This window comes from Streptomyces sp. NPDC002125 (assembly GCF_053593715.1).
Map to the genome: position 1 here is coordinate 174,300 of NZ_JBSFDD010000013.1, position 14,253 is coordinate 188,552.

A 14,253-nucleotide genomic window follows, 5' to 3' on the forward strand; every position below is an offset into this window, starting at 1 on the left:
CCAGGGGGTTCGGCCAGGACGTGCGGTCAGCCTCCGTGGCCCGGGTGCGGGGGGTTTCCGGCCGCCAGCCGGTCCGCCCAGTTCAGTCCGTGCGCGTAGTAGTCGTCCAGCACCGCGCGCACGGCGGGGCCGTCGGCGGCCGTGATCGCCTCCACCAGCTCCTGGTGGCCGTTCCACAGCCAGTCGCGCACATCGGCGTCCCCGCGCAGGTACGGCACCGCGAAGGCCCAGGCCTGCATCCGCAGCCGTTGCAGGAAGTCGGTGATGTAGACGTTGCCGACGACCGCCCCGAGCTCCCGCCAGAACCGCAGGTCGTAGCCGATGAGGATGTCGAGGTCACCGCCGCGCGCCGCCCGCGCGGCCTCCTCGGCCCTGCGGCGTACGGAGACGAGGGCCGCCTTGTGCGCCCCGAGCAGGACCGGCGCCGATCCGGTCCCGTCGAAGATGCCCCGGAACACCCCGTCTATGACCAGGGCGCGCGCCTCCACCATCGACCGGTAGTCGGCGACGGTGAACTCGCGGACCCGGAAGCCGCGGTGCTGGTCCGATTCGAGCAGCCCCTGCGCGGAGAGGTCGAAGAGCGCTTCCCTGACGGGCGTCGCCGACACCCCGTACTGCTCGGCGATCTGCTTGACGGTGAACTCCACCCGCGGCTGCAGACGCCCCGCGAGGACCTCGTCACGCAGTGCGTCGGCGATCTGCTGCCGCAGCGTGCTGCGGGTCACACCTCCGCTCGCACCCATGACGCCCCTCCCTTGTCGGCTCCGGGTCACCTTAAGCCAGGGGTGTGCCCGGTTCCGGGCACGGGGGAGGGGGCCATGTCCCGTGCGGTCTACACGGTGTGTTCGTCGGCGACCGAGAGGGCCGCGTCGAGGGCGGCGAGCCCTTCCTTCGCCTCCGCCTCCGAGATGTTGCAGGCGGGCACGACATGGGTGCGGTTCATGTTGATGAAGGGCCAGAGACCGTTCCGCTTGCAGGCCGCGCCGAAGGCCGCCATCGGCGCGTTCGCCTCACCGGTCGCGTTGTACGGCACCAGGGGCTCGCGGGTCTCCCGGTCCCGGACGAGCTCCAGCGCCCAGAACGCGCCGAGCCCGCGGACCTCGCCGACGGACGGGTGGCGCTCCGCGAGCTCGCGCAGACCGGGTCCGAGCACGTGCTCCCCGAGGTGTGCGGCGCTCTCTACGATCCGCTCCTCCTCCATGACCTTGATCGTGGCGACGGCGGCGGCACAGGCGAGCGGGTGCCCGGAGTAGGTGAGTCCGCCGGGGTAGGGGCGGGTCTCGAAGGTGGCGGCGATCTCGGCGCTGATGGCGACGCCGCCGAGCGGCACGTAACCGGAGTTGACGCCCTTCGCGAACGTCAGCAGGTCCGGTACGACCTCGTCGTGGTCGGCGGCGAACCACTTCCCGGTGCGCCCGAAGCCGGCCATCACCTCGTCCAGCACGAGGACGATCCCGTACCGGTCGCAGATCTCGCGGACACCCGCGAGATAGCCGGGCGGCGGCGTCATGATGCCCGCCGTGCCGGGGATGGACTCCAGGACGACGGACGCGACGGTCGCCGGGCCCTCGAAGGCGATCGTGTCCTCAAGGTGCTGGAGCGCGCGGGCGCACTCCTCGGCCTCGGTCCGCGCGTAGAACGGGGAGCGGTAGAGGAACGGGGCCCAGAAGCGGACGACACCCGCCGAGCCGCTGTCCGACGCCCAACGGCGGGGGTCGCCGGTGAGGTTGATCGCCGCGGCGGTGGCACCGTGGTACGAACGGTAGGCGGAGAGCACCTTCGGGCGTCCGGTGTGCAGCCGGGCCATGCGGACGGCGTTCTCGACGGCCTCGGCACCGCCGTTGGTGAAGAAGATCTTGTCCAGGTCACCGGGGGTACGTTCGGCGATGAGGCGCGCGGCCTCGGAGCGCGCCTCGACGGCGAAGGCGGGTGCGAACGTGGCCAGCCTGCCCGCCTGTTCCTGGATCGCGGCGACGACCGTGGGGTGCTGGTAGCCGATGTTGGTGAAGACGAGACCGCTGGTGAAGTCCAGGTAGCGGTTGCCGTCGTAGTCCCAGAAGTACGCCCCCGCGGCGCCGGCGACGGCGAGCGGGTCGATCAGGCCCTGGGCGGACCAGGAGTGGAACACGTGCGCGCGGTCGGCCGCTTTCACGGCCGCGCCGGCGGCGGGGTCGGCGTACGGGGCGCGAGAGGCATCGAGGGTCATGCGGCGAGCGTAGGCGGCGGGGCGGTCCGCCTTCCATGACCACTCTGTATGGCGTGGGCCGCTCGGCTCGGCAGGGTGTCGGGTCCGGGCGGGCGGCCCCGCGCGGTGCCGCGCCGACGCCAAGCAATTGACAGCATGCTGCCATCATGACAGTCTTCTGTCATAAGCCTTCCATCGAGGTTCGGCGTTCCGTCACCGGAGGTCACCATGACCAGCACGACCGTTCACCTGGCCGTCTACGACACCTTCGCCGACTGGGAGCCGGGCTTCGCCACGGCGCATCTCACCCAGCACGGCCACACGGTGGTGACCGTCGGCCCCACCACCGAGCCGGTCACCACCATGGGCGGCATCCGCGTCCAGCCCGACCTCGCGCTGGACGAGCTGGACCCCCGCGACAGTGGGCTGCTCCTCCTCACCGGCGCCTCCCTCTGGGACACCGGCGACGACCTCGCCCCCTTCGCCCGCGCCGCGCGGACCTTCCTGGACGCGGGTGTGCCCGTCGCGGCCATCTGCGGGGCGACGGCGGGGCTGGCCCGCGAGGGGCTGCTCGACGACCGGCGCCACACGAGCGCGGTGTCCTTCTACCTCGCGGCCACGGGATACGCGGGCGGCGCGCACTACGTCGAGGCCGACGCGGTGACGGACCCCGGCGGGGCGTCCCGCGGCGCCCTCGTCACGGCGGGACCGACCGAGCCGGTCGCCTTCGCCCGCGAGATCTTCGGACTGCTCGGGGTGTTCGAGCCGAAGAAGCTGGACGCCTGGTACCGCCTCTTCCACGACTCGGACCCGAGCGCCTACGAGGTGCTCCAGGGATGAGCTCCGGCAACCAGGACCACTTCAGCCGTACCGCGATCGGGGTGTTCCGGCTCAACGGCCGCTTCCTGTCCGTCGCCGAGGAGCTGGCCGGCCCCGCCGGGCTCACGGCGGCCCGGTGGCAGGTGCTCGGCGCCGTACTGACCGAGCCGCTCCCGGTGTCGGGAATCGCCCGCGCGATGGGGATCACCCGCCAGAGCGTCCAGCGGATCGCCGATCTGCTGGTGGCCCAGGGGCTCGCCGAGTACGTCGTGAACCCCGCGCACCGGCGGGCCAAACTGCTCCGCCCGACCGGGGAGGGGCGGGCGGCGGTGAGCCGGATCGGCCCCGCCCACGCGGAGTTCGCGGAGCGCCTGGCCGAGGAGCTGGGCGAGGAGGAGTTCGCGCGGACCGTCCGGATGCTGGAGCGGCTGACGGAGGCGATGGACACCGTCACCTCGACGGCCGGGCAGCCGCCGGAAAGCCCCGGGGACCGAGGTGGGCGGCTGCCGGAAAGCCCCGGGGACTGAGGAGGTCAGCCGCGCCGGGCGCCGCTATTCTCGACCACGGTCTTCCATGACCGGACGGGGGAGGAAGCGCACATGGAGAAGCTCAGCTCCGGCGATCCGCAACGCATCGGCACCTATCGGTTGTTGGGGCGTCTCGGCGCGGGCGGGATGGGCCAGGTCTTCCTGGCCCGCTCGGAGCGGGGCCGCACCGTCGCCATCAAGCTGATCCGCCCCGATCTCGCCGAACAGCAGCACTTCCGCGACCGCTTCCGTGCGGAGGTGCAGGCTGCCCGGAAGGTCGGCGGCGCCTGGACCGCGCCGGTGCTCGACGCGGACGTGGACGACAGGGTGCCCTGGGTCGCCACGGGTTACGTCGCCGGGCCCTCGCTGCAGCGCGTCGTGTCGGGGCTCCGGGGCGTGCCCGCGGCCGAATCGGGGGCGTACGGCCCGCTTCCCGAGCGCTCGGTCCGCGCCTTGGGCGCGGGGCTCGCGGGGGCGCTCCAGGACATCCACCGTGCCGGGCTGATCCACCGTGACCTGAAGCCGTCCAACATCCTGCTGACGATCGACGGCCCCCGGGTCATCGACTTCGGCATCGCCCGCGTCCTGGACACCGTCTCCGACGGCGGCCTCACCCGCACGGGGGCGATGGTCGGCTCCCCCGGCTTCATGTCGCCCGAGCAGGTGCGGGGCGAGCGCGTGACGCCCGCCTGCGACGTCTTCTGCCTCGGCTCCGTGCTCGCGTACGCGGCGACCGGCCGGCAGCCCTTCGGCATGGCGGACAGCCAGGTCCACGCGATGCTCTTCCGGATCGCGCAGGAGGACCCGGACCTCACGGGCGTACCGGTGGACCTCGTCGAGCTGATCCAGGACTGCCTGACGAAGGATCCGGCCGCGCGCCCCACCACCGACGCCGTCCTGGAGCGGCTCGGCGACACGGACTCGGCGGAGCCGTGGCTGCCCGGGGCGCTGATCGCCCAGCTGGGGCGGCACGCGGTGGAACTGCTGGACTCCGAGGACCCGGAGGAGGCCGGCCCGCCCGGCGAGGCGCAGCCCTCCGGGGCCGCCGCCGCACAGCCGGCACCCGCGCACCCGACGCCGCAGCCCGCCGCTCCGCACCCGCCGGCCCCGGCGACGCTCCACGGGCCGCCCGTCCAGACCGCCCCGCACGCGCCCGTGGGGCCGCCCGGCGTCGCTCAGGGGCCCATGACGCCCTCCGGACCGCAGGGGACACCGCCGCCGCCCTCGTACGGCTACCCGCAACAGCCCGTCCCTGCCTACGGATACGGCTACGGGCCCAACCCGCCGTACGGCGCTCCGCCTGGCGGCTTCCCCACGGCCGCACCCGCGCCCGTCCCCCCTCCCGAGCGCAACCGGGGTGCGGGCGCCGTCCTGCTGCTGTTCGCCGTCGCGGTGCTCGTGGCGGTGGGGGCGGCCTGGGGCGTCTACGCCCTGATGGTCGGCGGGGACAAGGGCGGAACGGCCGTCGACCGCACGGCGGTTCCCTCCGGCAGCGCCTCCTCCCCCGACGGGACGGACGCCGACGGCACCGGCCAGGACGGGAAGAGCGCGGAGGGCTCGGTCCCCGCCGGCTATCTGGGCACCTGGTCGGGGAACGTCGGCAACGGTGCGGGGGCGTCGACCCGCCAACTCGTCATCCAGCAGGGCGGCACCGGCGACCCCGTCCTGTCCCTCACCGTCGAGGGCCCTCTCGACAACGGCGCCACCTACCACTGCGAGTTCGAGGCAGATCTGGTGACGGCCCCGGCATCCGGCGAGTCCGTCTCCATCGGGCCCTCCCGGGTCACCTCGGGCGAACCGATGTCCTCCTGCACCCCGGGCAGGCCGACCGTCCTCACGCTGCTCTCCGACGACGAACTCCGCCGCGAGACCACGGCCACCGGCGACAGCCTGACGTACACCAGGACCGGCTGAGCGGCTCACGCCGCGAGGTCCACCGCCCGGAACGCGAGCCAGAGGTCGTACCGCGCGCTCGGCGTCTGGAGCAGCGACCGGCCCAGCAGGGCCTCCAGCCGGGTCAGACGCTTGCGCGCACCCGGTACGGAGATGCCCAGTTCGGCCGCCGCCGGGCTGAGCTGGGCCTCGCAGCGCAGCCAGGTCCGCAGCGTCTCCTCGCCCATGGGGCCGGCCTGGGCGAGCTGGCGCAGTTGCTGGACGGCCCAGTCCTGGACCCCGGAGGTGCACAGGACCGCGTCGAGGTCCCCGGGCGCCCCGGGGTCCGGTGCGCCGGTGCGGTGCAGCGCGGGGGTGGCCCTGATGCGCAGGGCCAGGTCGACGGCGGCCTGGTCGGCGACCCGGTTGAGGTCGAGGCCGAGGAGGTCGCCCACGAGCTTGATGCGGGCGGCCAGCGTGTTCCGGTGGATCTTCAGGTGCTGGGTGGCGTGCGAGGCGAAGGCCAGCCAGGACGCGACGGTCGCCGCCAGCTCCTGGCTGCCGGGGTCCTGCGAGCGGCGCGGACGGTAGGCGAGGAGCGGGGCGAGCAGTCCGTCGGCCCAGCGGGCTCCGGCCGCCCCGACGAGCAGCGCGGGTTCCGGGGCGGCGCCGAACCGGGAGTGGCGGCCGGGGACTCCACGGGCGACGGCCAGGGCGTGGAAGGCCTGCTGGTAGGCGGTCGCGGTGTCGGGCAGCCGCACCTCCTCGCTGACGCCCACCACGCAGTCGTCCACGAGCCCGGCGACGGTCCGGTCGAGCGTACGGCCGCCGGGTTCCGCTTCCTCGTCGGCCGGCGTGATCAGGATCAGATGGCGGGCGTAGACGGGGCAGCGGACGATCCAGGTCCGGCCGCCCGAGGCGTCCGCGCAGATCCGGGCCACCTCGTCCCGCTGTCCGCCGGAGCACTCGACGACGCAGACACGCACGGGATCGGGGAGCCTGGGCCGCAGGGCGCCCGCGACCTGGTGGGCTATGGAGAGCTGGCCGGTCATCAGCAGGTGCAGCACGGCCTCGCGGCCCCGGGACTCCGCGAGGTCCACCCGGCGGCGTTTGCGTTCGACGCTCTCCGTGGCCCAGGACAGGGCCAGCGGCATCACCGCGTCGGCCATCAGCGTGGCCAGCCCGCCGGGCAGCGGCTTGGGCGCGACGAGGGCGAGGACCGGGCCCCGGTCGTCGGAGGTCCGGTCGAGGGGGAGCAGCAGAGCGGCGCAGTCGTCGGTGTCCAGGGAGTACGAACCGGTGCGACGGGCCGTCAGTTCCCGTGCGGCACGGGCGGCGAGTGCCGGTGCCTCGTGCCCCGGCCACAGGGCGTTCCCGGCGACGGCCTGGAGCACCGTGCCGTCGCCGTCGAGGATCCCGGCCCACCCCGTCGCACGCTGGGCCAGTCCGCGCAGCAGCTCCGGCGATCCGCCGGTCCGTGCCAGCCGGTACATGAGCAGTACGTCGTCGGCCCGTTCCCGCGCGCGCACGTGTCCCCCCGTCCTCCCGGAAAACCGGAGTGCAGAGTACCGGTACGGCTGTGCGGTTTGATACCCGTCGCGCGTCACACAGTGCGAATTGAATCTCCCCGTCCGCCGCCCCGCCCCCCTAGAGTCCACAGAGTGTTCCGGGACGTCCGGGGGACGTCGGGGGACGTCGAAACGTCCCGGATACGTAGCGGGACGAGGGCGCCGGGGGGCGTCTTCCGGCACGACGGCAGCGGCTCACGGGGGTGGTCGCTGTCGTCGGCCGCCGGTGATTGTCAGTGGTGCCGCCTAGCGTGGATCTCGACCGTGCCGCATTCCGGACGAGAGGCCCCTGCCGTGGAGTTCCGCATCGAGCGAGGCGCACTGACCGACGCCGTGTCCAGGGCGGCCCGGGTGCTGCCGGCCCGTACACCCGTCCCCGTCCTCGGCGGGCTCCTCCTCGACGTGGACGCCGGAGTGCTCCGGGTGTCCGCGCTGGACTTCGAGGCCTCCGCCCGCGTCGAGACCGAGGCGCAGACGGTGCGGGCCGGGAAGGTGCTGGTGATGGGGCGCCGGCTGCTCGACATCTGCAAGGTGCTGCCCGAGGGGCCCGTGGAGTGCGCGGTGGAGGGCTCGCGCTTCACGGTCTCGGGTGACGGCTCCCGCTTCGGTCTCTCGGTCCTGCCGCTCGACGACTACCCCGCCCTGCCGCCGCTGCCGGAGGTCCGAGGGGCGGTGGACGCCGGGGAGTTCGCCTCGGCGGTCGCGCAGGTGGCCCCGGCCGCGGGGCGGGACGACTCCCTGCCGACGCTCACGGGGATACGGCTCGCGCTCGACGGTTCCACAATGACGCTGGCGGCGACCGACCGGTACCGCTTCGCGGTGCGCACCCTGCCGTTCAAGGCGACGGCGGCCGGTGCGGTCCCGGCCGACGTCCTGGTGCCGGCCCGGCGGCTGACCGGGATCGCCCGGTCGCTGGGCAGGTCGGGGCTGGTCGACGTCGCCGTCGACAGCGGTTCGGTCGGCTTCGAGCACGCCGGTACGCGTACGACGGTGCGCCTCCTGGACGGCGGACTGCCGCGCCACGAGAAGCTGTTCGCGATGGCGGACCCCGCCGTCGCCGTGCTGGACCGGGCCGGGCTGGTGGAGGCGGTCGGACGGGTCTCGGTGGTCGCGGACGGCGGAAGCCCGCTACAGATGACGTTCTCCGCCGGGCCGGAGGGTTCCGTGCTGCTCCAGGCCGGATTCGAGGACGACATCGCCTCGCAGCGGCTGCCGGCCGCCCTGGAGGGTGCCGACGAGATGACGGTGGCCTTCAACCCGTCCTATCTCATGGACGCCCTCTCCTCCATCGAGGACACCTCGGTCCGGATGAAGCTGCTGGGGCCGGGGCAGCGCGCGATGATCACCGGCGGGGAGGACAGTGAGGCTCCGAGCCACCAGCATCTGCTGATGTCCGTGAAGCCGGCGCTGCTCTGAGATCCGGGGCGGCCGGTCCGGCAGGTGGCCCGGCTGGGCGCTCCAAGCGGCCCAGGGGTGGTCCGGAGGGCGGTCCGGTGGCGGCCGGGCGGCGGCCGGGCACGGCCGGGTCTCACTCCGGCAGTGTCGCCGTCTCACCGACTGCCGCCAGCAGCCAGATGGGGAACTCCGGATCGGCCTGGCCCACGGCAAGACCCAGCCACCGCGTGGTCCCGGGGACGCGCCAGGCCTGCATGCTGCCCGCCAGGTTGCAGAGCTGGCCCATGGGCTCCGGAGGAGCCTCGTCCCCCTCGTCGCCCTCCAGGTAGGGCCAGAGGTCGACGGTCTCCGGCTCGCCCCACCGCTCGCTCAACGCGGTCGCCAGGACGCTGAACTCGTCCTCGATCTCCTGCTCGGCCGGCTCGACGACCTCGGGCGACCGGTCGTCCCAGAAGTCCTGGCTGGCCCGCAGGATCAGCAGATGATGCCCGGGGCCGCTGCTGTGCGCGCCGCTGTCCTCGCTCTCGTCACCTGCGGGGAAGGGCAGGGCGAGGACGGAGTCGATCAGGGCGAGACGGGCCTCGGTCGTCGCGGGCGGGGTGCTGTCGCTGTCCGTTTCCATGGTGCGTGATCCTGCCAACCACCTGCACCGGGACGCGAATCGGGGCACGAATCGGAGGCGAACCAGCACACGAATCGGGGCGCGCCCGGCGGCTGCCGGGCGCGCCCCTTCCCCGGGGTGGGGCCGGGCTCAGCAGCTCAGGTTCGAGCCGGGCGTGGTGCCGAGGATCTGCACGAACGCCTGGTACTTCGCGATGCGGCTCTGGACCTGGGCGGGGTTACCGCCGTTGCACTCCAGGCTGCCGTTGATGGACCGGATGGTCTCGCCGAAGCCCGCGCCGTTCACGATGGCGTTGTGGGGCGTCATCGTGCCGGGGCCGGACTGGGTGTTCCAGTACCAGAGCCCGGTCTTCCATGCCACGGACGCGTTCTGCTCCACCTGCCAGGGGTTGCCGAGCAGGTCGATGCCGAGCGCGTCACCGGCGGCCTTGTAGTTGAAGTTCCAGCTGAGCTGGATCGGGCCGCGCCCGTAGTAGGCGGCCTGGCCGGCCGGGCAGCCGTAGGACTGGCTGGTGTCGCAGTAGTGCGGGTAGTTGGCGGTGTTCTGCTCCACGATGTGCACCAGGCCGCCGGTCTCGTGGCTGACGTTGGCGAGGAAGGCCGCCGCCTCCTGCTTCTTGACCGTGTCGCTTCCGGTGTTGGCGAAGCCGGGGTAGGCGCTCAGGGCCGCCGTGAGACCGCTGTACGTGTAGAACGAGTTCCGGCTCGGGAACATCTGGTTGAACTGGGCCTCGCTGACCACGAAGCCCGAGGGGTTCGGCTGGCCGGGGTCCGTGCCGCCGCCGCAGGTGCCCTGGTCGGCCCAGACATCGGCCGTGCCGGGCCGCTCGTTCTGGGTCCACCACTTCGCGGACCAGTTGTGCCCGTTGTACGAGGCGGAGCCGCCGCCCCAGTAGACGGCGGAGGCGCTCCAGGCCGGGGCGCAGGCGGCGGCCGAAGCCGTGGAGGCGGGGAGGATGACGAACGTCGCGACGACCGCGCCCAGCGCGGCGATCAGGGCCATGACACGTTTGATCACGCGATCACTCCTTCGGCGCGGCGCCCGCGCCGAGCGCGCGCCGCCATGGGGGGTTGCACCCACTCAAGCGTCGATGGTCTGGACCTGTCAAGGTCTAGACCAGAACCGGCCAGTACCCACGGGCCGCCCCAACTCACCTCGCGCACAGGCTTGTTGAACGAAAGACGAACTTCACCGGAAGGATTCCGGCCAGTCGCCTCCCCCGGGTGTCCAGGCCGTACGGTGACGCCGACCCACCGGCACACCGGAGCCATGAGGGAGCCCCCGGACCATGGAGTGGTTCAGCCCCGAGAACGTCGTCGCCGTCCTCACCGCCGTGCTGGGCGTCCTGACCTCGGCGGGCGTGCTCTGGTACGAGCGCCGGGTGCCACGCCGCAAGCGCATCGGCTACCGCGTCCAGATGGACACCCCGATAGGCAGCGAGGTCAGCCAGGGCCGGGCCAATGTGCGGCTCGGGCTCTTCAGCGAGACCCCGGACATGGCCGACGCCACCCTCGTCCTGCTGCGCATCGAGAACGACGGCTCGCAGTCGATCGCCGACGAGGACTACACGGGCCGCGGCGACCTCCACGGCCTCACCGCCGAGTTCACCGACCGCACCGTCCGCGGGATCGCCGTGACCCACTCACCGGGCGCCGATCACCTGATGGACCACTTCACCTCGGCGGCCGTGCGCCACAACGGCTCCCTCATCCAGCTGCCGCGCGTCCCGCTCAACCGCAACGAGCACTTCAAGCTGCTGGTCCTGCTGACCGGTTCGCACGTGGGCGCCCCGATCAAGGTCACCGGCGGCATCCGGGACGGCGCGGTCGCCCCGAACAAGGCCGCCCGCCCCGACGAGAAGCCGCCGATGTTCGGCCGTGCGGCCAGGATCATCACCGTGGCGCTCACCGTCTGCGTGCTCACGCTGGCCGGCATCATCGTCGTACGGGACGACACCCCGCCCCCGCTGGACTGCGCGACGGGGACCCTGACCGTCACGGGCTCCACCGCGTTCCGCCCGGTCGTGGAGGAGCTCAAGAAGAAGTACGAGAAGGAGTGCGAGGGCTCCACGATCGTCGTGGACACGCACGGCAGCAACGCCGGGGTGCGGGAGCTCGACGCGCGGGGCGCGAAGGCCGGTTCCTCGGGCTCCCCCTCGCTGATCGCCCTGTCGGACGGCCCGAAGCCGGCCGGTCTCGCCAAGCTGCGGGAGAAGCGGGTCGCCGTCTCGCTCTTCTCGCTCGTCGTCAACGACACCGTCCCCGTGCGCGACCTCACCCTCGACCAGATCCGACGGATCTACAGCGGCGAGATCCGCAACTGGAAGCAGATCGGGGGCGGCCCCGACCTGGAGATCCTGCTGGTGAGCCGGGACGCCAACTCCGGCACCCGCGAGGTGTTCCAGCGCCGCGTCCTCGACAGCAACGAGCTCGCCGCGTCCTCGCGCGACTGCACCACCAAGGACGACCGCCGGGCCCCGGTCATCCGCTGCGAACTCGACGGCACGGACCAGGTCCTGCCCAAGGTCGCCGAGCTCCCGGGCGCGATCGGCTACACCGAGCTGCGCACCGGCGCCGTACCGAAGGGCGTGCACCAGCTGTCCATCGACGGCACCACCCCGTCCGTCGAGACGATCGACACCAGCGACTACCCGTACCAGGAGATCGAGTACGCCTACACCTACGGCTCGCCGCCCGCGAACTCCCTGGTGTCCAGCTTCCTGAACTACCTGGACAACTACGGCGAGGAGGTCATGCGGACCAACGGCCACCTGCCCTGCGCGACTCCGGTGGGCATGCGGATCTGCGGGGCGTACTGAGCCGCCCCCTGCCGGAGCGGGAGGCCCCGCAGGCCACCCCTCCCCGCACAGCACGACGGCGGCCGGCCCCTCCGCGAGGAGGGACCGGCCGCCGTCGAGCTGACTTCTAGAGGAAGGAGTTGATCTCGATCGTCTCGGTACGGCCGGGGCCGACACCGATCGCGGAGATCGGGGCGCCGGACATCTCCTCCAGCGCCTTCACGTAACCCTGCGCGTTCTTCGGCAGGTCGGAGAAGGTCTTGGCCTTCGTGATGTCCTCGGACCAGCCCGGCAGCATCTCGTAGATCGGCTTCGCGTGGTGGAAGTCGGTCTGGCTGTACGGGAGCTCCTCGACGCGCTTGCCGTCGATCTCGTACGCCACGCACACCGGGATCTGCTCCCAGCCGGTCAGCACGTCCAGCTTGGTGAGGAAGAAGTCGGTGAGGCCGTTGACCCGGGTCGCGTAGCGCGCGATCGGGGCGTCGAACCAGCCGCAGCGGCGGTCACGGCCGGTGGTGACACCGCGCTCGCCGCCGATCCTGCGCAGCGCCTCGCCGTCCTCGTCGAGAAGTTCGGTCGGGAAGGGGCCGGCACCGACGCGCGTGGTGTAGGCCTTGAGGATGCCGATGACCCGGCTGATCTTCGTCGGGCCCACGCCGGCCCCGGTGCAGGCGCCGCCCGCGGTCGGGTTCGACGAGGTGACGAAGGGGTACGTGCCGTGGTCGACGTCCAGCAACGTGCCCTGGCCGCCCTCGAAGAGGACGACCTTGCCCTCGTCGATGGCGTTGTTCAGGATCAGCGTCGTGTCGGCGACGAACGGCTTGATCTGCTCCGCGTACTGGAGCATGTCCTCGACGACCTTGCCGGCGTCGATCGCGCGCCGGTTGAAGACCTTCGCCAGGAGCTGGTTCTTCTGCTCCAGCGCCGCTTCGACCTTCTGCTCCAGGATCGACTCGTCGTAGAGGTCCTGGACGCGGATGCCCACGCGGTTGATCTTGTCGGCGTATGTCGGGCCGATGCCGCGCCCGGTCGTGCCGATCTTCCGCTTGCCGAGGAAGCGTTCGGTCACCTTGTCGACGGTGACGTTGTACGGAGTGATCAAATGAGCGTTGCCGCTGATCAGGAGCTTGGACGTGTCGACGCCTCGCTCGTTCAGACCGCTCAGCTCGGAGAGCAGGACCGCCGGGTCGATGACGACACCGTTACCGATGACCGGAGTACACCCCGGCGACAGGATTCCGGAGGGGAGGAGATGCAGTGCGTACTTCTGGTCGCCTACGACAACCGTGTGGCCGGCGTTGTTGCCGCCCTGGTAGCGCACCACATAGTCAACGGATCCACCGAGCAGGTCGGTGGCCTTCCCCTTGCCCTCGTCACCCCACTGAGCACCGAGCAGCACAAGTGCGGGCACAGGCGTACACCCCTTCCGGGCGGGGCATGTCCAAGGTCAGGGGGCGTACGTAAAGGTCGTACCTGCCGTACGACGATGTACGGCAAAGCCTGAGCCGTCGAACCGGGTGCCCCGGAATAGACGAAGCCCCTGGCGCAATAGCGCAAGGGGCTCTTGCACCAAGATGCTACCCGAGGAAGGACCGAGGTGTCGGCTGCAGAGCCCCCCGGCGACGGCGACCACCAGCTACTCGTACTCATCGATCCCCTTGCCCGCCGCTACGACGGCGAGTCCGTGCGCATCGCGAAGGACGTGCTGAGCGCCGGTTCTCACGCCAAGATCTGCCTTCCCGACGGCCCCGACGAGTTCGCCAGGGCCCTGTCCCGGCGGGGTGCCAGACGGCCGGTGGTCGTCGGCGACGATCACGCGCTGCTGCGCGCGGTGTCCCAGCTCCACCGGGAGCGCGAGCTCTCCGAAGGCGCGCTCTCCCTGATCCCGGTCGGCGCCGCGCACTCGCTGGAACTGGCGCACGCGCTCGGCGTGCCCCGGGGCGCGGTGGCGGCTGCCCGCACGGCCCTCGACGGGACCGCGCGCCGGCTGGACCTGCTCGTCGACGACAGCGACGGGGTCGTGCTCGGCGATCTGCGCATCCCGGCCGTGAGCAGCCGGACCGACCAGCCCCACACGGTCTGGGACGCCTGCCGCTCCCTGATGGCCGCCCTGGTCCGCCCCGCCCCTCCCTCGCATCCCGGCCCCGCCCGCGCCCACCGGTTGCGGGTCGAGGCGGACGGGGTGCTGCTGAACGACCTGGACCGCCCGGTCGAAGGCGTGTCGGTGACCGCCCAGGGCGACGGCGGCCTGGCGGACGTGGTGATCCACACGACCGGGGGCGACACCCTCGTCGCGGAGGCCAAGGCGGTCACGGTCGCGGGCCCGGACTTCCGCTACCGCGCGGACATACATGTGGCGGGACCGGTCAGGACCCGTACGTGGACGGTCCGGGCGGGGGCCTGGGGCCTGGTGCTCCCGGCGGAAACCGGGCATTGACCGGGCGCGAGGACGGGGAGCGGTGGTGCGG

12 protein-coding genes are annotated in these 14,253 nt (G+C 72.3%); 6 read left to right on the forward strand and 6 right to left on the reverse strand.

Going from position 1 to position 14,253, the window contains the following annotated elements; all coding sequences use genetic code 11:
* Positions 1-26: 26 nt before the first annotated feature.
* Positions 27-743, reverse strand: coding sequence for a GntR family transcriptional regulator (locus tag ACWCQM_RS22875; protein ID WP_267074923.1), 717 nt, complete (start codon positions 741-743; stop codon positions 27-29).
* An 89-nt stretch (positions 744-832) separates the two neighbouring features.
* Positions 833-2,206, reverse strand: coding sequence for an aminotransferase class III-fold pyridoxal phosphate-dependent enzyme (locus ACWCQM_RS22880; RefSeq protein WP_450916998.1), 1,374 nt, complete (start codon positions 2,204-2,206; stop codon positions 833-835).
* A gap of 207 nt (positions 2,207-2,413) precedes the next feature.
* On the opposite strand from ACWCQM_RS22880, the gene ACWCQM_RS22885 reads away from it, so the two are divergent.
* The 3 genes from ACWCQM_RS22885 to ACWCQM_RS22895 all read left to right on the forward strand — a co-directional run bounded on the left by ACWCQM_RS22885 (position 2,414) and on the right by ACWCQM_RS22895 (position 5,445).
* The gene (locus ACWCQM_RS22885; RefSeq protein WP_450916999.1) at positions 2,414-3,025 is read left to right on the forward strand and encodes a DJ-1/PfpI family protein; all 612 of its coding nucleotides are present in this window, start codon (positions 2,414-2,416) and stop codon (positions 3,023-3,025) included.
* Complete coding sequence (locus tag ACWCQM_RS22890) at positions 3,022-3,531, forward strand: MarR family winged helix-turn-helix transcriptional regulator (RefSeq protein WP_450917000.1); 510 nt, start codon at positions 3,022-3,024, stop codon at positions 3,529-3,531. The genes ACWCQM_RS22885 and ACWCQM_RS22890 overlap by 4 nt, the downstream gene beginning before the upstream one ends.
* Before the next feature lie 72 nt (positions 3,532-3,603).
* Positions 3,604-5,445, forward strand: coding sequence for a protein kinase domain-containing protein (locus ACWCQM_RS22895; protein ID WP_450917001.1), 1,842 nt, complete (start codon positions 3,604-3,606; stop codon positions 5,443-5,445).
* A 5-nt stretch (positions 5,446-5,450) separates the two neighbouring features.
* Here the strand turns inward: ACWCQM_RS22895 and ACWCQM_RS22900 are convergent, their stop codons facing one another.
* A complete protein-coding gene (locus tag ACWCQM_RS22900) occupies positions 5,451-6,896 on the reverse strand; it encodes a helix-turn-helix domain-containing protein (RefSeq protein ID WP_450917039.1) in 1,446 nt (481 codons plus the stop codon).
* Positions 6,897-7,265: 369 nt separating this feature from the next.
* Here ACWCQM_RS22900 and dnaN point away from each other — a divergent pair, with 369 nt between their 5' ends.
* Positions 7,266-8,387 (forward strand): DNA polymerase III subunit beta, encoded by a 1,122-nt coding sequence (gene dnaN, locus ACWCQM_RS22905; protein WP_450917002.1) that lies wholly within the window; start codon positions 7,266-7,268, stop codon positions 8,385-8,387.
* Positions 8,388-8,499: 112 nt separating this feature from the next.
* On the opposite strand, the gene ACWCQM_RS22910 is transcribed toward dnaN, so the two are convergent.
* On the reverse strand, positions 8,500-8,988 hold the full coding sequence (locus tag ACWCQM_RS22910) for a hypothetical protein (RefSeq protein WP_450917003.1): 489 nt from the start codon (positions 8,986-8,988) through the stop codon (positions 8,500-8,502).
* Positions 8,989-9,117: 129 nt separating this feature from the next.
* Positions 9,118-10,005: a glycoside hydrolase family 19 protein gene (locus tag ACWCQM_RS22915; protein WP_450917004.1), complete on the reverse strand. Its 888-nt coding sequence runs from the start codon at positions 10,003-10,005 to the stop codon at positions 9,118-9,120.
* 271 nt (positions 10,006-10,276) lie between these two features.
* Here ACWCQM_RS22915 and ACWCQM_RS22920 point away from each other — a divergent pair, with 271 nt between their 5' ends.
* Positions 10,277-11,806 carry a substrate-binding domain-containing protein gene (locus ACWCQM_RS22920; protein ID WP_450917005.1) on the forward strand — a complete coding sequence of 510 codons (1,530 nt, stop codon included), beginning with the start codon at positions 10,277-10,279 and terminating at the stop codon, positions 11,804-11,806.
* A 106-nt stretch (positions 11,807-11,912) separates the two neighbouring features.
* Here ACWCQM_RS22920 and ACWCQM_RS22925 read toward each other — a convergent pair whose 3' ends face one another.
* A complete protein-coding gene (locus ACWCQM_RS22925; RefSeq protein WP_450917006.1) occupies positions 11,913-13,196 on the reverse strand; it encodes an adenylosuccinate synthase in 1,284 nt (427 codons plus the stop codon).
* Positions 13,197-13,382: 186 nt separating this feature from the next.
* On the opposite strand from ACWCQM_RS22925, the gene ACWCQM_RS22930 reads away from it, so the two are divergent.
* Positions 13,383-14,222 (forward strand): diacylglycerol kinase, encoded by an 840-nt coding sequence (locus tag ACWCQM_RS22930; protein WP_450917007.1) that lies wholly within the window; start codon positions 13,383-13,385, stop codon positions 14,220-14,222.
* Positions 14,223-14,253: the final 31 nt, after the last annotated feature.